General features: G+C 67.7%; 26 protein-coding genes. 11 read left to right on the forward strand and 15 right to left on the reverse strand.

Annotation, left to right across the window (positions count from 1 at the left end; genetic code table 11):
* Positions 1–59 precede the first annotated feature (59 nt).
* From hemA to NO360_RS04340, 4 genes are all read right to left on the reverse strand, one after another.
* The gene (gene hemA, locus NO360_RS04325) at positions 60–1,469 is read right to left on the reverse strand and encodes a glutamyl-tRNA reductase (RefSeq protein WP_256306266.1); all 1,410 of its coding nucleotides are present in this window, start codon (positions 1,467–1,469) and stop codon (positions 60–62) included.
* Positions 1,454–2,236 carry a precorrin-2 dehydrogenase/sirohydrochlorin ferrochelatase family protein gene (locus NO360_RS04330; RefSeq protein WP_256306267.1) on the reverse strand — a complete coding sequence of 261 codons (783 nt, stop codon included), beginning with the start codon at positions 2,234–2,236 and terminating at the stop codon, positions 1,454–1,456. The genes hemA and NO360_RS04330 overlap by 16 nt, the downstream gene beginning before the upstream one ends.
* 132 nt (positions 2,237–2,368) lie before the next feature.
* Positions 2,369–3,439 (reverse strand): siroheme decarboxylase subunit beta, encoded by a 1,071-nt coding sequence (gene ahbB, locus NO360_RS04335; protein ID WP_256306268.1) that lies wholly within the window; start codon positions 3,437–3,439, stop codon positions 2,369–2,371.
* Positions 3,440–3,571: 132 nt separating this feature from the next.
* Positions 3,572–3,970, reverse strand: a complete 399-nt coding sequence (locus NO360_RS04340; RefSeq protein ID WP_256306269.1) for a DUF5778 family protein — start codon at positions 3,968–3,970, stop codon at positions 3,572–3,574.
* Between the two features lie 169 nt (positions 3,971–4,139).
* On the opposite strand from NO360_RS04340, the gene NO360_RS04345 reads away from it, so the two are divergent.
* Entirely contained in the window at positions 4,140–5,054 is a 915-nt protein-coding gene (locus tag NO360_RS04345) for an MBL fold metallo-hydrolase (protein WP_256306270.1), read from the forward strand.
* A 206-nt stretch (positions 5,055–5,260) separates the two neighbouring features.
* On the opposite strand, the gene NO360_RS04350 is transcribed toward NO360_RS04345, so the two are convergent.
* On the reverse strand, positions 5,261–7,198 hold the full coding sequence (locus tag NO360_RS04350; protein WP_256306271.1) for an aldehyde ferredoxin oxidoreductase family protein: 1,938 nt from the start codon (positions 7,196–7,198) through the stop codon (positions 5,261–5,263).
* A gap of 174 nt (positions 7,199–7,372) precedes the next feature.
* Between NO360_RS04350 and NO360_RS04355 the strand changes: the two genes are divergently transcribed.
* Together NO360_RS04355 and NO360_RS04360 are read left to right on the forward strand one after the other, a co-directional pair.
* Positions 7,373–8,470, forward strand: a complete 1,098-nt coding sequence (locus NO360_RS04355; RefSeq protein WP_256306272.1) for an archaeosine biosynthesis radical SAM protein RaSEA — start codon at positions 7,373–7,375, stop codon at positions 8,468–8,470.
* 172 nt (positions 8,471–8,642) lie between these two features.
* Entirely contained in the window at positions 8,643–9,104 is a 462-nt protein-coding gene (locus tag NO360_RS04360) for an SRPBCC family protein (RefSeq protein WP_256306273.1), read from the forward strand.
* An 86-nt stretch (positions 9,105–9,190) separates the two neighbouring features.
* Here the strand turns inward: NO360_RS04360 and purQ are convergent, their stop codons facing one another.
* Positions 9,191–9,868, reverse strand: coding sequence for a phosphoribosylformylglycinamidine synthase I (gene purQ / locus NO360_RS04365; RefSeq protein ID WP_256306274.1), 678 nt, complete (start codon positions 9,866–9,868; stop codon positions 9,191–9,193).
* Positions 9,868–10,119, reverse strand: a complete 252-nt coding sequence (gene purS, locus NO360_RS04370) for a phosphoribosylformylglycinamidine synthase subunit PurS (protein WP_256306275.1) — start codon at positions 10,117–10,119, stop codon at positions 9,868–9,870. Before purS ends, purQ begins: the two co-directional genes overlap by 1 nt.
* A 163-nt stretch (positions 10,120–10,282) precedes the next feature.
* On the opposite strand from purS, the gene NO360_RS04375 reads away from it, so the two are divergent.
* Positions 10,283–10,426, forward strand: a complete 144-nt coding sequence (locus NO360_RS04375) for a hypothetical protein (protein ID WP_256306276.1) — start codon at positions 10,283–10,285, stop codon at positions 10,424–10,426.
* A 41-nt stretch (positions 10,427–10,467) separates the two neighbouring features.
* Here NO360_RS04375 and NO360_RS04380 read toward each other — a convergent pair whose 3' ends face one another.
* Complete coding sequence (locus NO360_RS04380) at positions 10,468–11,523, reverse strand: phosphoribosylaminoimidazolesuccinocarboxamide synthase (protein ID WP_256306277.1); 1,056 nt, start codon at positions 11,521–11,523, stop codon at positions 10,468–10,470.
* Between the two features lie 182 nt (positions 11,524–11,705).
* Between NO360_RS04380 and cofH the strand changes: the two genes are divergently transcribed.
* The 3 genes from cofH (at position 11,706) to NO360_RS04395 (ending at position 15,120) form a co-directional block, all read left to right on the forward strand.
* Positions 11,706–13,103, forward strand: a complete 1,398-nt coding sequence (gene cofH, locus NO360_RS04385; RefSeq protein ID WP_256306278.1) for a 7,8-didemethyl-8-hydroxy-5-deazariboflavin synthase subunit CofH — start codon at positions 11,706–11,708, stop codon at positions 13,101–13,103.
* A gap of 249 nt (positions 13,104–13,352) precedes the next feature.
* Positions 13,353–14,510, forward strand: coding sequence for a tubulin/FtsZ family protein (locus tag NO360_RS04390; RefSeq protein ID WP_256306279.1), 1,158 nt, complete (start codon positions 13,353–13,355; stop codon positions 14,508–14,510).
* A gap of 61 nt (positions 14,511–14,571) precedes the next feature.
* Positions 14,572–15,120, forward strand: coding sequence for a metal-dependent hydrolase (locus tag NO360_RS04395; protein ID WP_256306280.1), 549 nt, complete (start codon positions 14,572–14,574; stop codon positions 15,118–15,120).
* A gap of 32 nt (positions 15,121–15,152) precedes the next feature.
* Here NO360_RS04395 and cofG read toward each other — a convergent pair whose 3' ends face one another.
* The 5 genes from cofG to NO360_RS04420 form a co-directional block, all read right to left on the reverse strand.
* Positions 15,153–16,334, reverse strand: a complete 1,182-nt coding sequence (cofG, locus tag NO360_RS04400) for a 7,8-didemethyl-8-hydroxy-5-deazariboflavin synthase subunit CofG (RefSeq protein ID WP_256306281.1) — start codon at positions 16,332–16,334, stop codon at positions 15,153–15,155.
* Positions 16,335–16,566: 232 nt separating this feature from the next.
* Positions 16,567–17,244, reverse strand: a complete 678-nt coding sequence (gene cofC, locus NO360_RS04405) for a 2-phospho-L-lactate guanylyltransferase (RefSeq protein WP_256306282.1) — start codon at positions 17,242–17,244, stop codon at positions 16,567–16,569.
* A 20-nt stretch (positions 17,245–17,264) separates the two neighbouring features.
* Complete coding sequence (locus NO360_RS04410) at positions 17,265–18,050, reverse strand: hypothetical protein (protein ID WP_256306283.1); 786 nt, start codon at positions 18,048–18,050, stop codon at positions 17,265–17,267.
* Positions 18,019–19,200 (reverse strand): tubulin/FtsZ family protein, encoded by a 1,182-nt coding sequence (locus NO360_RS04415; protein ID WP_256306285.1) that lies wholly within the window; start codon positions 19,198–19,200, stop codon positions 18,019–18,021. Before NO360_RS04415 ends, NO360_RS04410 begins: the two co-directional genes overlap by 32 nt.
* Before the next feature lie 227 nt (positions 19,201–19,427).
* The gene (locus NO360_RS04420; RefSeq protein ID WP_256306286.1) at positions 19,428–20,357 is read right to left on the reverse strand and encodes a complex I NDUFA9 subunit family protein; all 930 of its coding nucleotides are present in this window, start codon (positions 20,355–20,357) and stop codon (positions 19,428–19,430) included.
* A 142-nt stretch (positions 20,358–20,499) separates the two neighbouring features.
* Here NO360_RS04420 and NO360_RS04425 point away from each other — a divergent pair, with 142 nt between their 5' ends.
* Genes NO360_RS04425 through tmk form a run of 4 tightly spaced genes read left to right on the forward strand, consistent with a single transcriptional unit; the run spans position 20,500 to position 24,019 of the window.
* Positions 20,500–21,573 carry a metal ABC transporter substrate-binding protein gene (locus NO360_RS04425; protein ID WP_256306287.1) on the forward strand — a complete coding sequence of 358 codons (1,074 nt, stop codon included), beginning with the start codon at positions 20,500–20,502 and terminating at the stop codon, positions 21,571–21,573.
* A complete protein-coding gene (locus NO360_RS04430) occupies positions 21,573–22,310 on the forward strand; it encodes a metal ABC transporter ATP-binding protein (RefSeq protein WP_256306288.1) in 738 nt (245 codons plus the stop codon). Before NO360_RS04425 ends, NO360_RS04430 begins: the two co-directional genes overlap by 1 nt.
* Positions 22,310–23,389: a metal ABC transporter permease gene (locus tag NO360_RS04435; RefSeq protein WP_256306289.1), complete on the forward strand. Its 1,080-nt coding sequence runs from the start codon at positions 22,310–22,312 to the stop codon at positions 23,387–23,389. Before NO360_RS04430 ends, NO360_RS04435 begins: the two co-directional genes overlap by 1 nt.
* A 24-nt stretch (positions 23,390–23,413) precedes the next feature.
* Positions 23,414–24,019 carry a dTMP kinase gene (gene tmk / locus NO360_RS04440; protein WP_256306290.1) on the forward strand — a complete coding sequence of 202 codons (606 nt, stop codon included), beginning with the start codon at positions 23,414–23,416 and terminating at the stop codon, positions 24,017–24,019.
* A 45-nt stretch (positions 24,020–24,064) separates the two neighbouring features.
* On the opposite strand, the gene NO360_RS04445 is transcribed toward tmk, so the two are convergent.
* Positions 24,065–24,385 carry a DUF7991 family protein gene (locus tag NO360_RS04445; RefSeq protein ID WP_256306292.1) on the reverse strand — a complete coding sequence of 107 codons (321 nt, stop codon included), beginning with the start codon at positions 24,383–24,385 and terminating at the stop codon, positions 24,065–24,067.
* Between the two features lie 59 nt (positions 24,386–24,444).
* Positions 24,445–24,675: an Lrp/AsnC ligand binding domain-containing protein gene (locus tag NO360_RS04450; protein WP_256306293.1), complete on the reverse strand. Its 231-nt coding sequence runs from the start codon at positions 24,673–24,675 to the stop codon at positions 24,445–24,447.
* Positions 24,676–24,853: the final 178 nt, after the last annotated feature.

The raw sequence follows: 24,853 nt of genomic DNA on the forward strand, positions 1-24,853 counted from the left end.
CATAACGTTTCTCCCCTCCCGCTCGAACGGACGGCGAAACGCGGCGGAACCGGCCCGGATCAGTCGTCGGAGGCGCTTTCGAGAACGTACTGCGGCAGCTCCTCGTCGCCCGTCTTTCGCTCGCAGTCACCGGCGGCGCTCGGGGACGCCGTCTCGCCGTCCCGCTCGGCCCGAGGATCCCCCGCGGCTCGCTCCGTTCGGTCGTCCTCCGAGAGCGCCGTCCGCGACTCGCCGAACTCCGGATCGAACAGCGTCATCGCCGTCCGGATCGTCGACCAGTCGTCCTCGGTGGCGGCGTCGCGGAGGCTCTTGGTCGGCGCGGCGAGCAACTGCCCGACGAGCGCGTCCGCCATCGACTCGACGGTCTCGCGCTGCTCGTCGGTCAGTCCGCCCTGGGCCTCCAGCCGCGAGATCGCGGTCTCGACCTCCCGGGACTTCACCTGTTCGGCCGCCTCGTACATCGTGCTGATCGCCTCGTCGGCCTGTCGCCGCTTGTAGGCGTCGAGCAGCCGGTCGAACTCCGCATCGACCATCGCTTCGACCTCCTCGGCGGCGGCCTGTCGGGCGGCCTTCGTCTCCTCGGTGACCGACTCCAGGGCGTCGATGTCGTGGACGACGACCGCGTCGACCTCGGCGGCGTCTGGGTGGACGTCGCGCGGCTGTGCGAGGTCGATCACGAGCGTCTCGCCCGCCTCGTCGACGTCTTCGGGGTCGAGGAGGTACTCCGGACGGCTCGTCGCGGTGACGACGACGTCGGCGTCGCCCAGGGCCTCGGCGACCGAGTCGAGCGAAATCGCCCGACCGGCGGTATCGACCGTCTCGGCGATGTGTTCGGCGTGGGGAACCGTCCGGTTCGCGACGGTCAGTTCGACGACGCCCGCCTCCGCGAGTGCCTCGGCCGCGAGTTTGCCCATCTCGCCGGCCCCGATCACGAGCGCTGTCGCCCCGTCGAGGTCGATCTCCGTCTCGGCGAGCCGCGCGGCCGCCGAGCCGATCGAAATCGCCCCCTCGTTGATCTCCGTCTCGGTCCGTGCGCGCTCGCCGACGTGGATCGCCTTCGTGAGCCCGGTCTCCAGCGTCGGACCGAGCGCGCCGGCGTTGCGGGCGATCTCGATCGCGCGCTTGAACTGTCCGAGGATCTGGTCCTCGCCGAGAACGAGCGATTCGAGCCCCGCGGCGACGCGGATCAGGTGTCGGAGGCTCTCTTCGTGGCCCGTCTCGACGACGACGTCATCGCTGGCCGCTCCGTGAACCGTTCCGAGCGCGCGCCGACCGAGTTCGGTGGTCTCGGCGACGACGTACGCCTCCGCTCGGTTGCAGGTCTGGATGGCGAACGCCTCGCAGACGCCCTCGCTGTCGAGGAGCGTCTCGACGACCGCTCGGACGTCCTCGCCGGCCGCGTCCTCGATCTCGTCGACATCCGCGCAGTGGTGCGACACACGGGACCCGCAGATCACTCCCACGTCCATCGGTCACCCCCTGTCGTGTTCCGTATCACGCGTGTCGCCTCTCGACGGGGATTGGACGCCCCCGTACGTAAAGCCTTCCAAACCAGCGGGTCGCGAACGACCGCCCGGATCGCATCACGACGCGCCGACGCGTCGAGGTCAGCGGCCCGCAGTTCGGCCCGTAACTCGCCGGTCAACTCGGCCATCCCCTCGGCGCCCTCGATCTCCGCTTCGATCCGCTCGCGCAGATACTTCGCCAGCGCCGGGCTCCGGCCGCCCGTCGAGATCGCGACCCGCACGTCGCCCTCGGCGACGGTCGCGGGGACGACGACGTCGCGCGCGCCGCCTCCGCGGGCCGTACTCGCGTCATCGCCCGCGTCGCCGTCGGTCTCCCCGTTCGGAGACGCGGCCTCGCCGGTCTCCTCGGGCGTCTCGCTCGTCTCGATCGAACTGCTGTCGGCGCGGTTGAGGAGCAGCCCCCGTCGCCGCGCCGCGGCCGCGACGGCGTCGTTCACCGCGTCGTCGTCGGTGGCGGCCACGACGAGCGCGGGAGCCGTCCGATCGAGCCACGCTTCGACGTCGGCGGGGGCCGGTCGCGCCCGAACCAGCGCCACCGCCCCGTCAGCGCTCTCGTCAGCCTCCCAATCGTCCTCCCGGTCGACGAAGTCGGGACTGACGACGACGACGTGCGCCTCCGCCGCGAAGCGGCGCGCCTTCCGCGCCCCGACGGGGCCGCCGCCGAAGACGAGCACCGTCTCCCCGGTAAAGTCGTGGTACAGCGGGATCATTTTTGTGTCAATCTAGATTTTTTCGGTCGGTCGTTCGATGCTTCCGTCCATCTGAGGTTCCAGTTCGCTCGGGGGTCCCGTCCGCCCGGAGTTCCCAGTCACTCGGTCTGCCCGTTCGTTCTGCCGTTCCGGTCACTCGGTGTTCGCCGCGGCGCGCTCGTCGAGCCTGATTCCCGTCTTCTTCAGAATACCCGTCGAGAACAGCGAGTCCCAGTCGGCCTCGCCGACGTCCCAGTACTCGTTCATCGCCTCGCGAACCTGCTCGATCCGGCGGTCGCTCTCCGCCTCGGAGCGCCCGTGGGTCATCGCGAAGAAGTTGTACGGCCAGACGCCCTCGTGACGGGGGCGCTGGTAGCAGTGGGTGACGAACGGCAGCGACGCCACCGCCGGGCCGACCTCCTCGACGACCTCGTCGGGCACGTTCCAGACCGTCATCCCGTTCTCGGTGTAGCCGAGCGCGTAGTGGTTCGGCACGACGCCGACGCGTCGGACCTTCCCCTCCCGCTCGAATCGCTTGATCGTCTCGACGACCCACTCGGTGTCGCGGCCGACCGCGTCGGCGACGTCCGCGTAGGGCGTCTCGGTGATCGGCAGGCCGCCCTGGATCTCCACGACGAGGTCGCGCTCCGCCGGCGTCAGCGTCTTCGACTCCGTCGGCGTCACGTCGGGCCCGAGACCCGACAGGTCGACGTCGCCGTCGGGGATCGGGCCGTCGACGAGGAACTTCGCTTCCACGCGGAACTCCCGCCGTTTCGGCATATTGTACGTCTCCTGGCCGGTTTCGGCCTCGATGTCGGCGAGCACCTCGCCGACGCGGTCCTCGTCGGCGACGCTGACGACGAACCACATATTGAGATGCGGGTGCTCGCGCTCGTAGTTGTGCGCGACCTCCCGGTGGGCGTTGACCGTCTCGGCGACCTCGTCGAACCGCTCCTCGGGCGCGTGCATCGCGACCAGCGTGGCCGTGCCGCCGATCTCCTCGGCGTTGACGAGCGCCCCGAAACGACTCAGCGTGCCGGCCTCGTCGAGTTCCGAAACCCGTTCGAGCAGTTCGCCCGCGCTCACGTCGACGCCGCGTTCGCGCAGTGCGGCCGCCGCCGGTTCGAACGGGCGCTCGACAACGGGGAACCCGCCCTGGAACGCGTTGATGACGGCGCGGTCGAGTTCCGACAGTGCCGGCTCTGTCGCGTCTGCCTCGCTCATAGTTCACGCTCAGGCTGCCGGAAGGATAAGCGTCTCGAAGGGGTGGACGAACCGTTCACCGGACGGAGTGAGAGAGCCCCTTCGAGCGAGGGGACCGGCCGGTCCGCTCGGCTCGAGTTCCGAGTGCGCGACTCAGGGAACAGCCGTAACGCGGTCGACGTGGTCCAGCGCCGCCAGGTCGTCAGTGAGGGCGTCCTGGTCGGGCCCGGCCTCGTAGTAGAAGACGATGTCGAAGGTGCCCTCCCGGAGCAACTGCTGGCACTCCCAGACGAACGCGTCGTCCGCCAGGGTGAGCCCCTGAAACTGGTTCGAGGCGAACTCGTCGGTGTCGTTGCCGGCGTAGATGTACGTCTCGCCCTTCTCGGCGTGCTCGGCGAGGACGTCGTTGATCTCGACGGTGAGTTCGTGCATCTCCAGGTCCTCCTGGCTTTCGAGAGTCGTGTGGACGATCGCGCCCACGAGTTCGATCTCGCCGGGTTCGAGCAGTCCGAGCGTCCGCTGATAGAGGTCCGCTTCGAGTGTCTCGCTCATACCCGAACGTCGACCGCGCGGAATAAACGGATGGCGGTTTCGGCGTCCGGTCGGAACCGCTTCGTCGAACCGGGAGCACCGAGAAAATCGCTCGTGCGTCGGGACGTCGCCCGCGACGCACGCTCCTCACGACGGGAACGCTTTTTTCCCAGCGCGACGCCCTTCAGCTATGGCCATCGGCGACCTCTCCGCCGTCGAAGGAACGGACGACGTCCACTACGTCGACGTCGGGATGCACGACACGCCGCGGCACGGCTCGGTGTACATCGTCGACGGCGAGGAACCCGCGATCGTCGACTCGGGGACCGGGTGGAACCGCGAGTACGTCTTCGACGCGCTGGCGGAACTCGACATCGACCGCGCGGCCCTCGAGCATCTCCTCCTGACCCACGTCCACCTCGATCACGCCGGCGGTGCGGGCTACCTCGTCGAGGCCTGCCCGAACGCGACGGTGCGGACCCACGAGATCGGCGCGCCCCACCTCGTCGATCCCGAACGGCTCGTCGAAGGCACGAAAGACGCCGTCGGCGACAACTGGGACTTCTACGTCGACCCGAAACCGATCCCAGAAGCGCGAATCGAGCCGCTCGCCGACGGCGACGAGATCGACCTCGGCGACCGGCGGCTCTCAGTGAGCCACACGCCCGGGCACGCGCCGCATCACGTCGTGTTCTTCGAGCCCGACGACGGACTGCTGTACACCGGCGACGCGACCGGGATCTACGTCCCCGAGCGCGACGAGATCAGAGAGACGTCGCCGCCCCCGCAGTTCGATCTCGAAGGCTGCCTCGACGACGTCCGCACGATCGAAGACCTCGCGCCCGAGACCCTCTGTTTCGGCCACCACGGCGACGTCGAGTACGATTCGGCGCTGATGGCGGGCTACAAGCGGACGCTCGTCGAGTGGGTCGAAGCCGTCAGACAGAAACGGGCGGAACTCGGCGACGACGAGGCCGTCATCGCGCACTTCCAAGAGCACTCCGAGATGGTCGAGGTGTGGGGCGAGCGGAAGGCCCGCGCGGAGGAACGACTGAACGTCCGCGGCGTGCTCGCCTCGCTTGACAGGCAGGCCGAGGACGCGTAGCTGTTTCTCCGTCGTATCTCGGTGACGAAAAGGCGGGTCCGCGTGGTTCGACCCTCGCCCGTGCGTCGGCCGCGCGGCCCCGACCGGCCGCGTCGCGTTCGGCGGTGCCGAGGCGGCGTCCGCGTCTCGCCCTCAGGACCGGACCGTCATCAGCGTTGCCGTGTCGATCCCCGTCGTGACCGCGCGAGTCAGTCGTCGGTCGGGGATCAGTCGTCCGCCGGTGCCGGGCTGTCGCCGCTGGAGACGCCCGTGCCGGGGCCGACCTCGATGCCGAGGTCGTCGAGCCGGTCGTCGGGCACGACGCCGTCGACCCACTGGCGGCGCTCGTAGTACTCCTCTTTCATCTTGTCGAGTTCGCAGAGCTGCCCCTCGGCGCCGCCCTGGCCGGGGATCGCCTCGTCGCCCTCGACGAACCGACCCGGCAGCGAGTCGTCCTCGCCGTCGAACCCGACGAGGTTGTTGTAGTAGCGTTCGAGGGTGTAGATTCGGTCGCCGGCCTCCATCAGTTCGTCCTCGGTGACGTCGCGGCCGGTCATCCCGTTGTACTGGTCGACGTACTCGTCGATGCCCTCCGCGAAGGCGTTGAACTTGCAGATGTCGAAGGAGTCCGAGATCGCGTGGAGGTCCTGGAAGAGCGCGCACAGCTCGCCCTTGCCCTCCCACTCGGAGGGGTCGACCTTCTCCGGGATGCCGAGGATCTCCGCCGACGGCGTGTACCCGCGGAGGTGACACGCGCCGCGGTTCGAGGTGGCGTAGCCGATTCCCATCCCCTTCATCGCACGGGGGTCGTAGGCGGCGATCGTCTGCCCCTTGACCGCAAGCGAGTTGTCGTGTGCGTCCCGCGCCTCTGCCACGCGGCGCGGGCCTTTCGCGAGCAGTTCTCCGAGATCGGAGTCGTGGTGGGCGATCTCCTCGAGCAGGTCGATCATGTGCTCTTTGTCGCCCCACTCGAGATCGTCGTCGAGGTCGTCGAGTTTGCCCTGCTCTGTCATCTCCATCGCCATCGCCAGCATATTCCCGGTCTCGATGGTGTCGATGCCGAGGTCGTTACACCGGTTGATCATCACGGCGATGCTGTCGCGGTCGTCGTTCATCGAGTTCGGGCCGAGCGCGTACGCCGACTCGTACTCGTAGGACTCCCCGCGGACGTTCATCTCCTCGCCCTTGTGCTCGTAGGTGACCTCGGTCTCCTTCTTGCAGGCGACCGGACAGGAGTGACACGTCGGCTCGTCGACGAGGATGTTCTCGCGGACGTTCTCGCCGGAGACTTTCTCGGCGTCGATGTTGGGCTCGCTCGGATCGTCTTCGGCCTCCGAGTGCGTCGAGGTGTACTTTCCGTTCCTCGTCGGGAGCCCGTCCATCTCCTCGGCGAGGTTCATCAGGACGTTCGTGCCGTACAGCGACAGTCCGCCCTCGTTGGGACCGGTGACGTCGGACTCGCGGATGAGCTGCATCGCCTGCTGGTAGCCCTCGGTGAAGGTCTCGGGGTCGGCGGGCTTCGGCATCTTCGTTCCGGACTTGACGACGACCGCTTTCAGGTTCTTCGAGCCCATCACGCAGCCGGTGCCGCCGCGGCCCGAGGCGCGGTCGTCCTCGTTGATGATGCAGGCGTACTTCGTGCCGTTCTCGCCGCCCGGACCGATCGCCATCGCCGAGAGGTTCTTGCCGAACTGGCCGTCGTGACCCTCCTCGATGGCGTCCATCGTGTCGTGGACGCCCATCCCCCACAGGTCGGAGGCGTCGCGCAGTTCGACTTCGCCGTCTTCCACGTAGGCGTAGACCGGGTCGTCGGCCCGGCCCTCGAAGAGCAGGCCGTCGAAGCCGGACCACTTGAGCCGAGCGCCCGACCAGCCGCCGTGGTGGGAGTCGGTGACGGTTCCGGTCAGCGGCGATTTCGTACAGACCGCGATTCGGCCGCTCATCGGCGCTTGTGTCCCCGTGAGCGGGCCGTTCATAAACGCGAGCAGGTTCTCCGGACCCTCCGGGTCCACGTCCGTGCCGTTGTCGAACACGTACTTCACGCCGAGGCCGCGCCCGCCGATATACTTGCGGGCGTCCTCCTCGTCGATTCCCTCGTACTGCACGTCCCCGTTCGTGAGGTCGACACGGGCGACGTGGTCGTTGAATCCACCTAGATCTGTCATAGTTAATGTCCGTCCTTACCTTGGGGCCGAATTCTGTTAGTCGTTACCACTTTAGGGTAATTGGAATACGTTACATCCGGTCGGATCCGGTGAGCCCTCGGCTCGGCGTCTAGGGCGAACAGCAGCGCCGCACAGACGACGGAGATTTACCGGTTCGTCGAGTAGCGGTACGCAATGAGCCAGCCGAGTCCGGAGGTCTACGAGCGGGGGAAGGGGATGGACGCCCACAACCAGGTGATGCGGGAGATCCGATCGGAGAAGGAGAAGCACTACGACCCCCACGAGCCGACCCGGGTCTGGCTCGACGAGGACAACACGCCCGACGGCGTGGTCCGGTCGCTGACGATCATTCTCAACACCGGCGGCTGCCGGTGGGCCCGCGCGGGAGGCTGTACGATGTGCGGCTACGTCGCCGAGTCCGTCGAGGGCGGCAGCGTCGCCCACGACGCCCTGATGGACCAGATCGACGTCTGCCTCGAACACGAGGCCGAGAACGTCGAGGAGCCCGCCGAGCTGATCAAGATCTACACCTCCGGATCGTTCCTCGACGAGCGCGAGGTCGGTGCCGAAACCAGAACCGCCATCGCCGAGACGTTCGCCGACCGCGAGCGGATCGTCGTCGAGTCCCTGCCCGATTTCGTCGACCGCGAGAAGATCGCCGACTTCACCGACGTCGGCCTGTCGACGGACGTCGCGATCGGTCTGGAGACCGCCACCGACCGCATCCGCCACGACTGCGTGAACAAGTACTTCGACTTCGCCGACTTCGAGGCCGCCTGCACGGAGGCCCGCGAGGCCGACCTCGACGCCGACGGCGTCGACGCCGGCGTCAAGGCGTACCTCCTGATGAAGCCGCCGTTCCTCTCGGAGTCCGAAGCGGTCGACGATATGATCTCCTCGGTCCGCCGCTGCGCCGCCGTCGACGGCTGTCACACGGTCTCGATGAACCCCACGAACGTCCAGCGGTACACGATGGTCGACGAACTGTTCTTCCGCGGCGGCTACCGCCCGCCGTGGCTCTGGTCGGTCGCCGAGGTGCTCGAAGCGACGGCCGACGTCGACGCCATCGTCGTCTCCGACCCCGTCGGCCACGGCTCCGACCGCGGCCCGCACAACTGCGGCGAGTGCGACGACAGAGTCCAGACGGCGATCAAGGACTTCGACAAGCGGCAGGACCCCTCGGTGTTCTCGCAGGTCACCTGCGAGTGTGAGGCGACCTGGGAGTACGTGCTCGAAGCGGAGACGAGTTACGGGATGCCGCTGGCGCGGTAGCCCGAGCGCCGCTTCCGACCGCCTCGATGGCGGTTCTCTCGGCGAGCGCCACGCGAACACGGTTCACTACGACTATATCTCCTCGGCGGGCTTTTATATACCCAGTCAGACGACGCAGTTTTCCGCGGTTGCGGGAGGCGAACGCGTGAGGGTTTGACCGGAGTGTAACACAATGTCCACATTCGAACACACGATCGAGATTGCAGCGCCCGTCGACACCGTCTTCGCCTTCGACAGCGACCCCGAGAACTGGCCGCGAACGATGTCCAGCCTGCGGGACCTCGAAGTCGTCGAGGAGACCGAGACCGGTGCTCGGATTCGCGCGGTCTACAAGCTACTGGGGATCTCCCAGGACGTCGAGATGGAACTGAGCATCGTCGACCCGAACGAGCACCTGCGAATTCTGGTCGACGGGTCCGGAATGGGTGGCGAGATCAACATCCACTACTCGGAGACAGACGTCGGGACGGAGGTCGTTCACGAGGCGACGTACGAGTTCGGTGATTCGCTCCTCGAAAGCCTGTTCGAGCCGGTCGCGACGCGCTACACCAACCGCCAGTTCAGGATGCACCTGCAGAACTCGAAGGATCTCATCGAGGCGGAGGCGGCGGTCGAAGAACCCGCTGTCGCCTGAACCCGGGCTCGATCCGACTCCGCTCACCGAATCGTTCGGCGAGGCGTAGCTGGTTGGTCGTTCCGGCTGAAATACCTCCAGACGGCTCAGACGAATGCCGAGAGCACGCCCTGCCCGTCGACGCTGCGGCCGAGGTCGGGCAGCGACGCGCGCTCGGGGTGGGGCATCATCACCGCGACGGTCTCGCGGTCGCCGAGAATCCCGGCGACGTTGCCGCGGGAGCCGTTCGGGTTCGCCGTTTCAGTTATGTTCCCGGCGGCGTCGCAGTACCGGAAGAGGATCCGGTCCTCGGCGACGAGGTCGTCGTAGCGCTCGTCGCTGATCTCGAAGCGGCCCTCGCCGTGGGCGATGGGGACCTCGATCACGTCGCCGGCGTCGTAGGCGGCGGTCCAAGGCGTGTCGGCGTTCTCGACCCGCAGGTGGACGGACTCGCACTGGAAGCGCGCGCTGGCGTTCGTCGTGAACGCGCCGGGGGTCAGCTTCGACTCGCAGCCGATCTGTGCGCCGTTGCAGACGCCCAGGACCGGAACGCCGTCCTCGGCGGCGTCGCGGACGTCGTTCATAATCGGCGAGTGCGCGGCCATCGCGCCCGCGCGGAGGTAGTCGCCGTAGGAGAAGCCGCCGGGGAGGACGACGCCGTCGACGTCCGACGGCAGGCCGTCCTCGTGCCAGACGCGCTCGGCGTCGACGCCGACGTGCGCGAGCGCCCGGACGGCGTCGCGGTCGCAGTTCGACCCGCCGAATTGTACCACTGCGACCGACATCAGGCTTCGGCCACCTCGACGTCGTAGTCGTGGATGGTCGGGTTCGCGAGCAGTCGCTCGGCCATCTCGTCGGCCCGGTCGGCGGCGGCCGCCGCCGACTCGGCGTCGAGGTCGACCTCGAACTGGTCCGCCGATCGGAGGGCGTCGAGCTCGAAGCCGAGGCGTTCGAGCGCGCGCTTGGTCGTCTCGGCTTCGGGGTCCAACACGCCCCGCTTGAGGCGGACCGTCACCGTCGCGGTGTACGTCGTCATCGAGTCGAAGTGCGCGGTCGTGCGTAAAAGTCGTTTTGGACTGATTCGGTTATACACGAACGTGATTGTCCCCCGCTCACTTGTGAGCCAGTGTCCCCCGCCGTCGGCGACGAGCAGGCGACAAGATTCTTTTTGCCCGACGGTAATCGACACGCACCGCCTGATGATCCGCTCCCCACTCCGAGCCAAAGGGATCGAGTACTTCCTCTATTTGGCTCTCGTTCTCGCCGGGGGCGCACTACTCCTGTGGCTCGTTCTGGACTACTTTTCGTTGATCGAGGCGGTGGTACGGAACGCGCCGTGGTGAGCGTCGGTTTCGCGGCGACGAGGCCCCCGAAACGAGACCGATCAGAGGTCGCGAACGGCGTCGACCGCGTCGTCGACGGCGGGCGCGTCGAACCACGCGGTCCCCGTGTAGGCGTTCGTCCCCGCGGCGTAGAGGTCCGAAACGGCGTCGAGGACGTCCGCCGGCAGCGACTCCGGGGAGCGATCGCAGAGCGTCCGCCAGTCGGCGACGCCCGTCTCGCGGGACCGCTCCTTGGCCTCGGAGACGGCCTCGACCCACTCGGGATCGGTCCGCCTGTAGTACTGCCTGACGACCTCTTTGGAGAGTTCCTGTCCCCCGTACGAGAAGCGGTTCTCGTCGAACGTGCCGACGACGTCGCCGACCTTGATCTCGCCAGCGTGGTACAGGCACTCGATCTTGCCGTCCTCGTGGACGAACCCGCGTTCCTCGGCGCGGCGGTTGAGCACGTCGTTCACCGCGAGCGCGAGGTCCTCCAGTGCCCCTAAGTCGGCGACGCCGGCGATCCGGTCGGCCTCGGGTCGCGAGAGGTAGCGGTCCTGCTCCTCGTACTTCGTCGAGAACTCGACGACCGGTTCCGGGAGGTCGACGACCTCGTCGGGCCATTCGTCGGCGTCGAGGCCGTACGCCCCGGGCGACCCCCGCGATCGGAGGCTCGATCCCACGGGGACGGTGTTGCGGAAGACGATCTCCAGAGGGATCAGGTAGTTCTCGCCCGCGGCGTCGTGGTAGGCGTCGTAGTCGTACGCGCCGTCGCCGAGGTACGGGAGGTCGGGGACCTGCGTGAGTTCGATCGCCATCTCCGTCGGTGGCTCGTCGCAGTCGCCGAGGGCGACGGGGCCGGCCGCGCCGTCGTCCGAGTCGCCGGCGGCGTCGGACGCCCGGTACACGCCGCGGTAGTGCGTCGGCACGTCCGACTCGGCCAGTCGCTCGAAGTTGTACGCGCCCATCGTACACAGCGACGCGCCCTTTTTCGGGACCCGATCGGGCATCTCGCCCCAGTCGAAGACGGAGTACTGGTCGGTGAAGACGAACCGGCCCCGACCGAGTTCCGTCGCGGTCGGTTCCGCCTCGACGCGGAACTCCTTGACGCTCGTCATACGGCGAACTGTCTCGGGAGCGCACAAGAAGGCTTCCACTCCTATGCGTACTTCAGCGCGAGAGAGCAATCGCCTATCCACGTTCGCGTACAGATGCGGCGTCGGTTTCGCAGTTCCGACGGCCGTGCGTGCGGACCGCCGGGAGGCCCAGACTTTTGGGTTCGGCCCACTGGATAGACGGTATGCGAGAGCCAGCGGTACCCGCGAACGATCGGTCCGGCTTCGACTTCGACGTCGTCCCCGAGACGGACCAGTCGTTCGAGAACGCGCTGGCGAAGGCCCGCGCGGGCGACCGCCTGACGGTCGACGACGGGATCGAACTGCTGACGACCGGGACCGACGAGGCTGGAATCGACCCGGTTCGGAAGGAGCAGGTCCTCGAAGCGGCCGACAGGCGACGCGCCGAGGTCGTCGGCGAGGACGTGACGTTCGTCGCGAACCTGAACAACAACGTCACCACCGCTTGCAACACCGGCTGCCTGTTCTGCAACTTCAAGGACACCGCCCACCGGTTCGAGGCCGACCACGACGGCGAGCACGCGGGCTTCACGAAGACGCCCGCGGAGTCGCGCGCGGTCGTCGAGGACGCCCTGGAGATGGGCATCTACGAGGTCACCTCCGTTTCTGGGCTCCACCCGGCGTTCGCGCTGAACGCGGAACACCACGAGATCCTCGCCGCCCACGACGACCCCGCCAGCGAGGTCGACTACCGGCCGCCGGCGGTCTACGAGACCGATCCGGGGACCTACCTCGAACAGCTGCGCGCGATGTCCGTCGACGGCGTCCACCTTCACTCGATGACGCCCGAGGAGGCCGACCACGCGCGTCGCGGGACCGAGTGGTCTTACGAGGAGGTGTATCGAGAGCTGAGGGCCGCCGGCCTCGACTCCGCGCCCGGCACGGCCGCGGAGATCCTGGTCGAGGAGGTCCGCGACGTCATCTGCCCGGGGAAGATATCGACCGGCGAGTGGGTCGCGGCGATGGAGGGCGCGATCGACGCCGGCCTCGACGTCACGTCGACGATGATGTACGGCCACGTCGAGAACGAGGCCCACCGGGTTCGCCATCTGAAGGTACTCCGGGACCTCCAGGACAGGACGGGCGGCATCACCGAGTTCGTGCCGCTGTCGTTCGTCCACGAGAACACGCCGCTGTACGAGCGCGGCGTCGTCGACGGCGGCGCGAGCGACGCCGAGGACGAACTGCTCGTCGCCGTCTCCCGGCTCTTTCTGGACAACGTCGAGAACGTCCAGTCCTCCTGGGTGAAGTTCGGCGACCCGAAGGCGCTGAAACTGCTCAACTGCGGCGCGAACGACTTCATGGGGACGATCCTCTCCGAGGAGATCACGAGTCGCGCCGGCGGCTCCTACGGCGAGTTCCGCTCGTTTGAGGACTACGTCGAGATGATCTCGGCGATCGGCCGACCCGCGGTCGAGCGGTCGACCGACTACCGGACTCGCCGCCGGATCGACCCCGACGACCCACCGTACGGTCCGCGGCTCGGGCCGCGAGCGGACGGGACACCCGTGCTCGACGGTCGGTCCGCAGCCCGCGGTGATCCCGCGCCCGCGGACGATTGATCCTGAATTGACAGTCGGCGACGAAACGAGCGGACAGTCGGCGGCGGGGTGAGTGAATAATCGACGGCGGGGTGAGCGGTCGGTGGGCACAAGATGTGCGGCCGGCCGGCACGAGATGTGCGCCCGGTCAGCGGCGAAGTCGCGCTCGACGGGAGCGAGACGCACCGCGGGCGCGACGCCGACGTGTCGCCGTCAGCCGCCCGCACGGGCGACAGTATATTGGTCTCGGCGGTGAATCTACCTGTATCAATGAAGATCGCACTTCTGGGCGTCGGGCAGGCGGGCGGGAAGGTCGCCGACGCAATCCTGGACTACGAGGCGGCCAGTCGGACCGACTTCGTCACCGACGCCGTCGCCATCAACTCCGCGCGAGCCGACTTGCTCGGACTCAGGCGGATTCCCGCTGAGAGGCGCGTGCTCATCGGTCAATCGCGCGTGAAAGGGCACGGGTGCGGGGCCGACAACGAACTGGGGGTGACCGTCGCCGAGGAGGACATCGACGAGATTCGAGGGGCCGTCGACGACCTTCCGGTCCACGAGGTCGACGCGTTCCTGGTCGTCGCCGGCCTCGGCGGCGGGACGGGGTCGGGGGCCAGCCCGGTCATCGCCCGCGAACTTTCGCGGCTCTACACGGAGCCGGTGTACGGACTGGGGGTCCTGCCGGGGAGCGACGAGGGCGGTATCTACACGCTGAACGCCGCGCGGTCGTTCCAGACGTTCGTTCGGGAGGTCGACAACCTCCTCGTCTTCGACAACGACGCCTGGCGGCGCTCGGGCGAGAGCCTCCAGGGCGGCTACGCGAGCATCAACGAAGAGATCGCCAGACGCCTCGGCGTGCTCCTCAGCGCCGGCGAGGTGTCGGAGCCGCCGGTTCCCGAATCGGTCGTCGACGCCTCCGAGATCATCAACACGCTCGCCGGCGGCGGCGTGACGACGATCGGGTACGCCAACTCCCGACTCGACCGACCGCCTCGTGGCCTCTTCGGCCGGAGGGAGCAGGACCCCGACGAGACCGACGTGGTGAACCGGATCACAGCCACCGTCCGGCGGGCGACGCTCGGGAACCTGACGCTCCCGGCGAACGTCAAGAGCACCGAGCGCGCGCTCGTCGTCGTCAGCGGTCCGCCGAAGTATCTCAGCCGGAAGGGAGTCGAGGGCTCGCGGCGGTGGCTCGAAGAGGAGACCGGCACGATGGAGGTCCGCGGCGGCGACTACCCGGTCCCCGACTCCGATTACGTCTCGGCGCTCGTGGTCCTCTCGGGCGTCACGGACGTGCCGCGGATCAAGGAACTGCAGCAGATCGGCGCGGAGACGCAGCGGAACCTCGCCGAGCGCGCGGCGCAGCGACCCGAGGCGCTTCGAGACCTCGTGTGGGACGGCGACGGCGAGATCGACCCGCTGTTTTAGCCCCGCGATCCGACGGGATCGAGGCACAGACTCAAATCCGTCTGGCCCGTTCACTCGTCCGATGATGGTCACCACGCACGTGGCCGCCGGCCTCCTCCTCGCGGTGCCGGTGGCGGCGGCCACGCCCCACTTCGCCGTGCCCGCGGCAGCGGGTGCCGTCCTCGGCGGCGTCGTTCCCGACCTCGATCTCCTCGCGGGCGTCCACCGCAAGAGCCTCCACTTTCCGGTGTATTACTCGGTCGTCGGCGTCGCCGTCGGCGTCGCCGCGGTGTTCGTCCCCTCCCCGGTCACCGTCGCCGCCGCGCTCTTCTTCCTCGCGGCGGGGCTACACTCGGTCTCGGATTGGTTCGGCGCGGGCGAGGAACTCCGCCCCTGGGAGCGGACGTCGGACCGCGCGGTGTACCTCCACCCCCGCCGCCGGTGGCTTCGCCCGCGATACGTCGTTCGCTACGACGGCGCACCTGAGGACCTCCTCCTCACGATCGGACTCGCGATCCCCGCGGCGGCGACGTTCGACGGCTGGCTCCGGGCGCTCGTCGTCGCCGGCGTCCTGCTCGCGGCGGTGTACACGCTCTTCCGGAAACGAGTGCCCGAGTGGCTCGGCGTCTGAGCGGTGGGGCTCGCTTCACTCGACACGCGACCCTACTCGCTCGGCACGCGACCGGCCGCCTCGCTGCGTGCGTCGCGAATCGTCCCGTCTCTGTTCGCGACCCGGCGAAACCGTTCGCCGTGGACGCCGTCGGCGTCGATCGCGTCGGCGATCGGGGCGGACAACCACGTGCCCTCGGCCGCTCGCCCCTCGAAGTCCGCGCGTCGGAGTTCGGCCGGGAGAAACCGATCGTACACCGGCAGTCGCTCGTGCAGCGGCGCGCCGGCGTCGTCGGCCAACGCCTCCAGTTCCCTGAGCGCGGGCCAGGCGTACTCGGGGTTGATGTAATCGTCGGTGACGGGGGAGACGCCGCCGAGGTCGTCGACGCCGCAGTCCAGCAGGTCCCGCGTCGGCGAGAGGTTCGGCGGCACCTGTACCGACACCTCCGCGGGGAGCGCCGCGCGGGCCATCGCGACGACCCGCCGCATCGTCTCGACTGACGGTCGCTCGAAGTCGGAGCGCTCGTTGGGCACGACGTTCTGGACGATGACCTCCTGGACGTGGTCGTAGCGCTCGTGGAGCGCGCGGATCGCGAGCAGGCTCTCCGCGCGGTCGCGCCACGTCTCGCCGATGCCGACGAGGATGCCGGTGGTAAACGGGACGCCGACCTCACCGGCCGCTCGGATCGTGTTCAACCGCTGGCCCGGGGTCTTCCGGCGCGTCCCCGAGTGCGCGCGAACGTCCGCGGTCGTCTCCAACATCACGCCCATACTCGCGTTCACCGGCGCGAGTCGCTCGAAATCGGCTTCGGTCAAGTCTCCGGGGTTCGAGTGCGGGAGCAGTCCCTCTTCGAGCGCCATCTCACAGCAGTCCCGGAGGTAGCCGAGCACGTCGTCGTACCCCCAGTCGGCCAGTTGGTCGTCGATCGCCGTGTAGCGGTCGTCGGGTTCGTCGCCGAAGGTGAAAAGCGCCTCCGTGCAGCCGGCGTCCGCGCCGACTCGGAGGCGTTCTCTGACCTCGTCGGGAGCGAGCACCGTCGCTTCGCCCGGCACGTCGTAGTAGGTGCAGTACGTGCAGGTGTACCGACAGGCCGTCGTCAGCGGCAGGAAGACGTTCCGCGAGAAGGTGAGTTCGGCCGCGGCGTCAACGTCGTTGGGTGTCACCGTGAGCAGGTCGTCGACGGCCGACTGCTCGATTTCGACGTCGACGCCGTACTCCTCGGCCGCGGGGAACATCGTACGCGATCTGAGTCGCGGACGTACAAAAACCGTCGTGCTTCCGTTCCCAGTCGGACGTGAATTTATATACGAGAGGGCAGCCACTCGCCCCGTGACGTGAGACTCGCCCCGCGTCGGGCCGCGGTTGCTCGGCACGTCGACGCGGGATTGGAGTGACGGCGCTGTGAGGACGTCGTCGCCGACGGTGTGCCGACTGCTCGCCAGAGATTTGCATCGACTCGTTTGCGATTTACGATCGACGGACGCCGACCCGCCCGTCGTCTTCGTCGTCGACAGCGAACCCGGCGTCGATCAGCCACTGCCGCGCCCGTCCGTCGCCGTGTAACAGCACTTCGAGGAGGTCCGACGGCTCGTCGACGTCGGTCGCCAGTCGCATCGAGTCGACGACAGCCACGGACAGTCCCGCCTCGGCCGCGATTCGGCGGTGATCGCGGTACGACGCGCCGTGATAGTCGACAGAGAAACCGGAATCTCGAACTACGAGGGCGTTCGTGCCGCCGCCGCGTCCCGGCGCGACGGCCACGTCGCCGCCGGCGGCGAACAGCCGTCGGAGCGCCGTCGGCGTCGCGAGCGCGAGGTCCGCCATCACGACCGCCTGCTCGACTCCTGCGCCCGTTCGCTCGTCGAGCGCGGCGTTCACGGCGGCCGAAAGCGGTCGGTCGTCCACCGTCGCGGGAAGCGACCCGAGCCGTTCTCCGACGTCGGCGGCGGCGGCGGAGTCCGCGCCTTCCGCGCGGCAATCGAGCGGTTCTGGGACGAGCAGTTCGGGGTCGTAGCCGACGCGCTCGATGGCGTCGACGACGTCACACAGCATCGCCACCGAGAACTCGCGGCGTTCGGCGGCCGAGAGAACGGGCGCGAGACGGCTCTTCGGTTCGTCGTTCGCGAAGGGTACGAGGACGCGCATCGAAGGGTGCGAGTCGAACGTCAGCCGAGTTTGTCGTGGCCGGACTGCTGAGAGCGCCAGTAGAGGAACCCGCCGACGACGAGGCCGACGACGACCAGCCCGCCCACGGCGTAGAGGATGAGCTGCATCCGTTGGTTCGACTGCTGGGTCTGCTGGGCCCGCTCTTCGGCCTGCCCGGCGAGATCGATCGCGAGGGTGAACTCCTCGCCGTCGTACGCCTCGATCGCGTTCGCGAGCCGACGTTCGGCCTCCTCGTCGTCGACCGATTCGACGGTCGACGCGGCGTCGTCGATCGCGTTCCGGGCCTCACGACTCTCCTGGGTGTAGTGGGTGGCGGTCCAGGTGTCGATCTCGTTGGTCGAGCCGCCCTCCCGGGTCTGTTCGAGCGCCATCACCGTGAACGACTGCGGCGGATCGTACGTGTAATCGCCGACCCGCGGGACCGTCCCCGTCACGCGGACTTCGACCTCGCTGGTGCCGTCGTCGGCGACGACGCTCGCGCCGGAGAACGACTGCCCGTCGTAGGACTCCTGGCCGACCTTCGCACCGGTCTGGTCGTAGTAGACGACCGTCCACGTCACGTTCGTGAGTTCAGTGCTCCCCGCGAGTGTCCACTCCTCGAGCGAGGGGTTCTGATACAGCTCGGTCAGCGTGGCTGTTGCGGTGACCTCGGTTCCGACCTCGGCGTCACTGGTGACGGTCGAGTCGCCGACCGAGACGGCGGCGGCGGGGACCGTTGCGACGGAGAGGACGAAAAGACAGGCCAGCGCGAGCTTAGAAAAGCGACTCCAGCTCGTCTTCGTCATCGTTTACTAGGTTCTCCAGATTGTCTTCGCTCTCCTCTCGGATGTCGTCGATGTTCTCTTGCGCCTCGATGGCGACCTGCTGTAGCTCCTTGATCCGGGGCACGTTCGTCACGCCAGAGAGGAGAATGACGGACGCAACCTTCCCGGAGTCCCTGATCGGGTAGTCGCCGCCGCGGACTTCCATACTCCCGGTCTGCTCTTCGATCCACTTGCGACCGCGCTCTATTCCCTTCCGGTTGAGATGCTGGGAGGGCCCGGCCATCACGAGCAGCGCGCGTTCGGCTCCTTCGATTTCACAGGGGAGCGTGAGTCGGCCGAGCGCGGCCTTGCGGACGAGCGAGGTGATCCGGTTGGTCGTGTGGGCGGTGTCGAGTTCGGTTTCCTCGTTACCGCCGGTGATGCGCGAGAGCAGGCCGCCGCCGGAGGAGTCGTTTTCGACGCTTTCGGACGCGTATCCGACCGTCGAGACGCCGCCGCCGGCGAGCGTGTTGATGATCTCCGAGGAGTCGACGACGCTCTCTGCGACCTCGCCGCCCTGACCGATCTCACCCGCACCGAACAGGACGCCGAAGCGGGTGACGATCTCCTCGTTGATCTCGTCGTAGCCACCCTGCACCGACTCGCCGGTCTTCCGCCAGGCGTCGTTGTCGAAGACGAGGAGGTTGTCGACCTCCCGAACGAACGTCTGGAACGACCGCGCGGCGTTCAGCGTGTAGATGCCGCCCTCGTCGCTCCCCGGCAGGACCCCCAGTCCGTACACCGGCTCCGTGTAGATCCGCTGAAGGTGTTTCGCGAGCACGGGCGAACCGCCGCTCCCGGTACCGCCGCCGAGGCCGGCGACGACCAGGAACGCGTCGATCTCGTGAACCGGGATGCTGTCGATCGCCCCTTGGACCTCGTCGATGTCTTCTTCGGCCACCTCGGCGCCGAGTTCGTTGTCGGCCCCGACGCCGTGGCCCTTCACGCGAGACTGACCGATGAGGACCCGCTGGTCCTTCGGGATATGTTCCAATCCCATCAGGTCTGCCTTCGCCGTGTTGACCGCCACTGCCGCGCGGACGATCCCCGAGTCGTGGCGTTTGTCGTATTCGACGAATTTGTCGACGATCTTTCCCCCGGCCTGCCCGAAACCGATCATTGCAAGCTTCATGTATCGGGTCCCCTCGCCATTGCGTGTAACCCAGTGCAAACGCGGACATAAACCTTGTGATGGTGTGAAACGCCCGTAACGACCTCTATAATGGGAAAAGTGCCCGACGGCGACGGGTGATTAATGAGTCATTATGACTCGATTCGCGCGGTGTGACGCTCCATTTCTCAGGATTTATATTCGGGAGCGGCGGGTCGGTGGCTCGGCTCGCGCTGGTCGGGGACTGGTCAATCAGACGTCGCCGCCGCGCTTCCGCCCCCCACGTCGCCGGCTCGGCCGTTCAGGTAGGCCTTTAACGTCGTCAGTTCACCCACGCCAACACCGAAGGCGTCGACGTCGTTGTCGTCAGTCACGTTGTCGAACTGCAGCGATCGATACTGGTCTTTGCCCATCGGGAACCCCGGAACGAGGCCGCCGATGCTGAGTCCGATCTTGGCCAGCCCCATCGGCACCGGGACGACCGTCGTCGACCGGCCGTCGGAATCGTGGATCAACCGCGCGATCTCCGCCAGGGTGAGCTTGTCGGGGCCGCCGATCTCGTAGATCTGTCCGACGTGTTTCTCGTCTTCGATCGCGTCCGCCAGCATCGGCGCGAGGTCGCCGACCCAGATCGGCTGGAAACGGGTCTTCCCGCCGCCGGGAAGCGCGCTGACGTACGGCGGAGCGAGCAGTTTCGTGAAGGAGACGAACTCGCCGCCCTCGCCGAAGACCACCGAGGGACGGAAGATCGTGTAGTCGAGGACTGACTCGGTGACGATCTCCTCGGCCGCACCCTTCGAGCGGATGTACGCCGTCGGCCCGTCCGGATCGGCCCCCAGCGCGCTCATCTGAACGAACCGGTCGACCTCGTGCTTTTCCGCGGCGCGGACGACGTGTTCGGTTCCTTTCCGGTGGATCTCGTCGTGCATCTTGTCGCCGCCGCTCGGTTTGAAGAGCGGGGAGAGCGCGACGAGGTTGAACACGGCGTCTTTCCCCTCGAACGCCTCGCGGATGGATCCGTACTCCCTGACGTTTCCCATCACTTTATTGACGCCTTTGGGTAAGTCGTCGCTGCTCGGGCTCCGCGAAAGCGCCGTCACGTCGTGTCCCCGGCGCTTCAGTTCGGCACAGAGGTTGGTTCCGATAAACCCGCTTCCGCCGACGACAAGTACTTTCATACCCGTGATATCTCTCCGTGCCGACGTAAAGCTAACTGCCGAGACGACCTCCCTCGGGGCTGTCGGTCTCATTCGGATTTATTATGTTGGTGTCTTCTTCAATGGTAAAGTTATTATATTGAACTTCTATATTATTAATTAGATGGAGACAACCAGACGCCAACTGCTCGTGACGGCGGCAGGGGTAGCCGCGGTGGGTGCAAGCGCCGGATGCGTCGGCGGAGCGACGAACGGCGACGGCTCGGAGTCCGGACGGGCCACCGCGCAGTCCCCGTTTTTCGTGTTCGGTGACGTGGCGGCGAACGTCGCGGCCGACGCCGCGGCGACCGAACTGCTCGTTCCGGTCGGACAGCACGGACACGGGTGGGAGCCCGGGCCGCGGGTTCGCGAAGCGGTCCACGACGCGGCGCTGTTCGTCCACGGGCCGGTCGGCTTCCAGCCGTGGGTCGACGACATCCTGGGTGACCTCGACGACGACGGCTCGGACGTGGCGACCGTCGACGTGGCTTCCGGGGTCGAGCTGCTGCCGGCCGACGACTCCCACGACCACTCGGATCAGCACGAGCACGGGACGGACCACCACGACGAACACACCACTGACCACCACGACGAACACACCACTGACCACCACGACGAACACACCACTGACCACCACGACGAGGACCAGCACGAGCACGACCGCGGAACCGACCCGCACTTCTGGATGGATCCGCTCCGGCTCGGGGCCGCGATCGAAAACGTCCGCGACGCGCTGTCGAGGGTCGATCCGGACAACGCCGAGACGTACGCCGAGAACGCCGCCTCGTTCCGGGCCGACGTCGACGACCTCCACGGACGGCTCGAATCGACGGTCGCTGAGGCATCGAAAGGCGTCGTCCTCGTGGCCGGCCACAACGCCCTCCGGTACTTCGGCGAGCGGTACGGCGTCGAGATCGAGGCGCTGACGAACGTCTCTCCCGACGACCGTCCGACGCCCAGAGACATCGAGCGCGCGCAGACGGTCGTCGATCGACACGACTTGCGGTACGTCTGCGCGGACCCGTTAGAGTCCCAGCGGGCGGCCGAGCAGCTCGTCGCGGAGACCGACGCCGAGGCGGTGCTGCCGCTGACCTCGATGCCCGGGTTGACAGACGAGTGGGAGGCCGAGGAGTGGGGCTATCTCGACGTGATGCGCAACGTGAACCTCCCGACGTTGGAACGAGCGCTGGAGGCGTGATGGCCGCGATCGAAGTCCAGGACCTCACGTTCGGGTACTCGGGACGGTCGGTAATCGAAGGCGTCTCGTTCGAGGTCGAGGAGGGCGCGTTCCTGGGACTGGTCGGGCCGAACGGATCGGGGAAGACGACGCTTCTGGAACTGATGATCGGGCTCCGGCGACCCGACAGTGGAACCGTGTCGCTGTTCGGCGAGCCCGCCAGCGAGTTCGGCGACGGCGAGCGGGTCGGTTACGTGCCACAGGACGTGGCGAACGCCGACGAGGCGATGCCGATCACCGTCTCGGAGGTCGTCCGGATGGGGCGGTACCCGCGTCGACTCGTCGGTCGGTTCTCCGAGGCGGATCGCCGCGCCGTCGACGACGCGATGGCGCGGGTCGGGATCGCTGACCTGGCGGACCGACGCGTCGGCCGCCTCTCGGGCGGCCAGCGTCAACGCGTGTTCATCGCCCGCGCACTCGCCGGGGAGGCCGACCTCCTGGCGCTCGACGAACCGACCACCGGCGTCGACGCCGAGTCCCGCGAGTCGTTCTACGAACTGCTCCACGAACTGAACGACGAGGGGATCACGGTCGTCCTGATCGAACACGACATCGGCGTCGTCACGACCCACGCCACCGAGATCGCGTGTCTCAACCGCGAGCTCTACTTCCACGGCAGCCCCGAATCGTTCGTCGAGACCGACGCCTTAGCCGACGCCTACGGCGGGAGACAGCACGTCGTCCACCACGATCACTGATGTCCGGATCCGCACTTCTCACCGGCGACGCGCTCGCGAGTTCCGCAGACGCGCACGTCCCGCTCGCGATCTCCTTCGACCGAGCGGTCGACCTCGTCCTCGACGACGTCTGGGGAGCGGCGCTGGACCTGCTCGCCGCGGCGACCGGAATCGAGATCCTCGCCTCGCCGTTCATGCAGCGGGCCTACCTGGCGGCGGTCTGCATCGCCGTCATCGGGCCGCTCGTCGGGAGCTTCCTGGTCCACCGCGAGATGGCGATGATCGGCGACACGCTGGCGCACTCGGCGTTCGCCGGCGTCGCGGCCGGCCTGTTCGTCAACGGCGTCTTCGCGCTGACGATCCCGCCGCTCGTGACCGCGCTCGTCGTCGCTGCCGCCGCCGCGCTGGCCGTTCAGGCGCTCGTCGATCACGCCGGCACGTACCGAGACACGTCGCTCGCGATCGTCCTGACCGGCTCGTTCGCGGTCGGGAGCGTGCTCGTGACGGCGACCGACGGCGGGATCGCGGTCGGCATCAACGCGTACCTCTTCGGGTCCCTCGCGACCGTCTCCAGGGTGAACGCCGCGGTACTGTTGGCGATGAGCGTCGCCGTCGGCGGCGTCGTCGCCGTCGCCTACCGCCCGCTCGTCTACGTGACGTTCGACGAGGTCGGCGCTCGGGCCGCCGGCCTCGGCGTCACCCGCTACACCCAGTTGCTCGCGGTCCTGACCGCCGTCGTCGTCGTCGCCGCGATGCAGATCATGGGCGTCATCCTCGTCGCCGCGATGCTCGTGATCCCGGTCGCCGCGGCGACGCCGGTCCGCGGGTTCAAGCGCTCGATCGCCGCGGCGGTCGGGGCCGGGCTCCTCGCGACGGTCGCCGGCGTCACGCTGTCGTACTGGTACGACGTCGCCGCCGGGGGCACGATCGTCCTCGTCGCGATCGGCGTCTACGGGGTCGCGAAGGCCGCGGTGCGGGTTCGTCGCGGTAATCAGACGCGCAAGGCCGGGGCGTCGTCGCGGACGGACGTCGTCGATAGCGGGTCGTCGGGGACGGCGGAATCGGAGGCGACCGACGCCGCCGACTCCGAGGGGTTTTAACGCTCCTGCCCGCCACCTCGAACTATGCTCCTCACGCTTGAGGGACTGGACGGCAGCGGCAAGACCACCGCCTGGGAGGCGCTCGCAGACGAGTACTCGGAGGCGGTGTTCACCCGCGAGCCGACCGACTCGTGGTACGGCGACGCCGTCGAGCGCTCGATGCACGACGACGACGCCGACCCGCTCGCCGAACTCTTCCTGTTCACCGCCGACCACGCCGACCACCTCTCGCGCGTCGTGCGGCCGGCGCTCGCCGAGGGGAACCTGGTCGTCTCCGACCGCTACACCGACTCGCGGTTCGCCTACCAGGCGGCGTCGCTCTCGGAGTCGTATCTCAGCGGCGCGCGGGACCCGCTCGAATACATCCAAGAGATTCACGGGGCCTTCTCGCACCCGCCGGACGCGACGATCTACCTCGACGTCGACCCGGAGACGGCAGCCGACAGAGCTGGCGCGACCAACAAGTTCGAGCGCGCGGCGTACCTCGAACGCGTCCGAGAGAACTACGAACGGCTCATCGACGGCGATCCCGACCGCTTCGTCCGCGTCGACGCCACGCGGCCGCTCACCGAGGTCGTCGACGTCGTCGGCGACGAGTTCGAGCGGCTCGTCGACGAACGGCGGTCGTGAGCGGCCGTCGCCGGGCAGAGCAGGGAATGGCGGGTCGTCCGGGCCTCACTGCCGATCCGGGAGATCGATCTCCTCGGGCGGGGGAACGTACAGCGTATCGATCGTGAAGCCGAGCGCCAGCGGGAGGCCGATGGCCGCGCCGAGCAGCGCCGTTCCCCCGAGGTCGAGTCCGGCACCGATCGGGAAGACGCCGAAGAACACGAGGGTCGTGACGAGGAGCACCACGGGGATGATCGCGAACGAGTAGATCACGTAGCCCCATTGGGTCTTCAGCCGAAGCCGGAAGAACCGGGTGAGAACGGCCGCAAACAGGGTGTGGACCACGAGCACCGCTCCGAACAGGACGAGTCCGACGACCGAGACCATACGTTCGGTAGGGACGCCGAGGCCTTTACGGGTTCGGCTCGGCCCCGTCCCGACGGCGATCAGTCCATCGCGATGTACGTTTTCGTGTCGGTGACGCCGGTCAGCCCCTGGATTCCGCTCGACGACGCGTTGAGGAGGTCGTACACCTCCTCGGCGTCGGTCTCGGCGATGATGTCGTACGCGCCGGCGACGACGTGCGCCTCGGCGACGTCCGCGAGCCCGCGGATGGAGTCGACGAGTTGCTCTGACTTCCCCGGCCCGGTTTTCACCATAATGTATGCGCGAACCATACTACCACGGTACGCAATACCGTCCCAAAGCGTTTGTGCCGTCGGCGGGGGCCGCCGTCGGGAGACACAGACGGAGGTTCCGCAGACGGACGTCGAGAAACACTCCACGGACGTTTCGGATACCGTCGCCGAGAGATACCACACGAACGTTCCGGAGAAACATTATTCACGCCCGCCG

The organism is Halobellus litoreus (assembly GCF_024464595.1).
In the GTDB taxonomy this organism is placed as follows: Archaea; Halobacteriota; Halobacteria; order Halobacteriales; family Haloferacaceae; genus Haloquadratum; species Haloquadratum litoreum.

Bases quoted from the DNA above. Each gene is read 5' to 3' on its own strand.
- NO360_RS04420 (WP_256306286.1), bottom strand. From the start codon at position 20,357: ATGAAAGTACTTGTCGTCGGCGGAAGCGGGTTTATCGGAACCAACCTC.
- NO360_RS04350 (WP_256306271.1), bottom strand. From the start codon at position 7,198: ATGACAGATCTAGGTGGATTCAACGACCACGTCGCCCGTGTCGACCTC.
- NO360_RS04340 (WP_256306269.1), bottom strand. From the start codon at position 3,970: ATGAGCGAGACACTCGAAGCGGACCTCTATCAGCGGACGCTCGGACTG.
- cofH (WP_256306278.1), top strand. From the start codon at position 11,706: ATGCGAGAGCCAGCGGTACCCGCGAACGATCGGTCCGGCTTCGACTTC.
- NO360_RS04355 (WP_256306272.1), top strand. From the start codon at position 7,373: ATGAGCCAGCCGAGTCCGGAGGTCTACGAGCGGGGGAAGGGGATGGAC.
- purS (WP_256306275.1), bottom strand. From the start codon at position 10,119: ATGACGACGTACACCGCGACGGTGACGGTCCGCCTCAAGCGGGGCGTG.
- NO360_RS04415 (WP_256306285.1), bottom strand. From the start codon at position 19,200: ATGAAGCTTGCAATGATCGGTTTCGGGCAGGCCGGGGGAAAGATCGTC.
- cofC (WP_256306282.1), bottom strand. From the start codon at position 17,244: ATGCGCGTCCTCGTACCCTTCGCGAACGACGAACCGAAGAGCCGTCTC.
- NO360_RS04435 (WP_256306289.1), top strand. From the start codon at position 22,310: ATGTCCGGATCCGCACTTCTCACCGGCGACGCGCTCGCGAGTTCCGCA.
- purQ (WP_256306274.1), bottom strand. From the start codon at position 9,868: ATGTCGGTCGCAGTGGTACAATTCGGCGGGTCGAACTGCGACCGCGAC.
- NO360_RS04390 (WP_256306279.1), top strand. From the start codon at position 13,353: ATGAAGATCGCACTTCTGGGCGTCGGGCAGGCGGGCGGGAAGGTCGCC.
- NO360_RS04395 (WP_256306280.1), top strand. From the start codon at position 14,572: ATGATGGTCACCACGCACGTGGCCGCCGGCCTCCTCCTCGCGGTGCCG.
- NO360_RS04410 (WP_256306283.1), bottom strand. From the start codon at position 18,050: ATGACGAAGACGAGCTGGAGTCGCTTTTCTAAGCTCGCGCTGGCCTGT.
- NO360_RS04445 (WP_256306292.1), bottom strand. From the start codon at position 24,385: ATGGTCTCGGTCGTCGGACTCGTCCTGTTCGGAGCGGTGCTCGTGGTC.
- NO360_RS04430 (WP_256306288.1), top strand. From the start codon at position 21,573: ATGGCCGCGATCGAAGTCCAGGACCTCACGTTCGGGTACTCGGGACGG.
- hemA (WP_256306266.1), bottom strand. From the start codon at position 1,469: ATGGACGTGGGAGTGATCTGCGGGTCCCGTGTGTCGCACCACTGCGCG.
- NO360_RS04380 (WP_256306277.1), bottom strand. From the start codon at position 11,523: ATGACGAGCGTCAAGGAGTTCCGCGTCGAGGCGGAACCGACCGCGACG.
- NO360_RS04330 (WP_256306267.1), bottom strand. From the start codon at position 2,236: ATGATCCCGCTGTACCACGACTTTACCGGGGAGACGGTGCTCGTCTTC.
- NO360_RS04345 (WP_256306270.1), top strand. From the start codon at position 4,140: ATGGCCATCGGCGACCTCTCCGCCGTCGAAGGAACGGACGACGTCCAC.
- NO360_RS04450 (WP_256306293.1), bottom strand. From the start codon at position 24,675: ATGGTTCGCGCATACATTATGGTGAAAACCGGGCCGGGGAAGTCAGAG.
- tmk (WP_256306290.1), top strand. From the start codon at position 23,414: ATGCTCCTCACGCTTGAGGGACTGGACGGCAGCGGCAAGACCACCGCC.
- cofG (WP_256306281.1), bottom strand. From the start codon at position 16,334: ATGTTCCCCGCGGCCGAGGAGTACGGCGTCGACGTCGAAATCGAGCAG.
- NO360_RS04425 (WP_256306287.1), top strand. From the start codon at position 20,500: ATGGAGACAACCAGACGCCAACTGCTCGTGACGGCGGCAGGGGTAGCC.
- ahbB (WP_256306268.1), bottom strand. From the start codon at position 3,439: ATGAGCGAGGCAGACGCGACAGAGCCGGCACTGTCGGAACTCGACCGC.
- NO360_RS04360 (WP_256306273.1), top strand. From the start codon at position 8,643: ATGTCCACATTCGAACACACGATCGAGATTGCAGCGCCCGTCGACACC.
- NO360_RS04375 (WP_256306276.1), top strand. From the start codon at position 10,283: ATGATCCGCTCCCCACTCCGAGCCAAAGGGATCGAGTACTTCCTCTAT.